Origin of the sequence: Achromobacter sp. SIMBA_011, assembly GCF_046535435.1 — a bacterium.
Taxonomy (GTDB): Bacteria; Pseudomonadota; Gammaproteobacteria; order Burkholderiales; family Burkholderiaceae_B; genus Achromobacter; species Achromobacter dolens.
Genome location: NZ_JAWRWN010000657.1, coordinates 1 through 263 on the forward strand (window position 1 = coordinate 1; position 263 = coordinate 263).

The 263-nt window shown below is 60.5% G+C and carries 1 protein-coding gene; it reads left to right on the top strand.

Annotated elements, in window-relative coordinates; genetic code table 11:
• Positions 1-20: 20 nt before the first annotated feature.
• Positions 21-263, top strand: a 243-nt coding sequence (locus SB816_RS32590; protein ID WP_410548323.1) for a hypothetical protein, incomplete at its 3' end; no start/stop codon positions are given.

Here is a 263-nt window from a genome sequence, read left to right on the forward strand (position 1 = left end):
CTCGCCGCCGCTGCGTTAGCATGCGCGTCGATCGCGACACCTTCATCGCAGGGCGCTTAGCCAAACCGTCAACCGCGTGCTTGATGGCTGTAGATTCGGCCGCGTCAGCAAATCCGACGTGGGCTCTGGTTGAAGAATTATTCACCATCGGATTCGCCGTGATCGTTGCCGCATTGAGTGCTGCAACTGACGATCCACTGGACAGAGACACATCGAGGCGACTCGCTTCGCCGCAGCCGCTTGGTCTGGCGTCACGAGCCGTG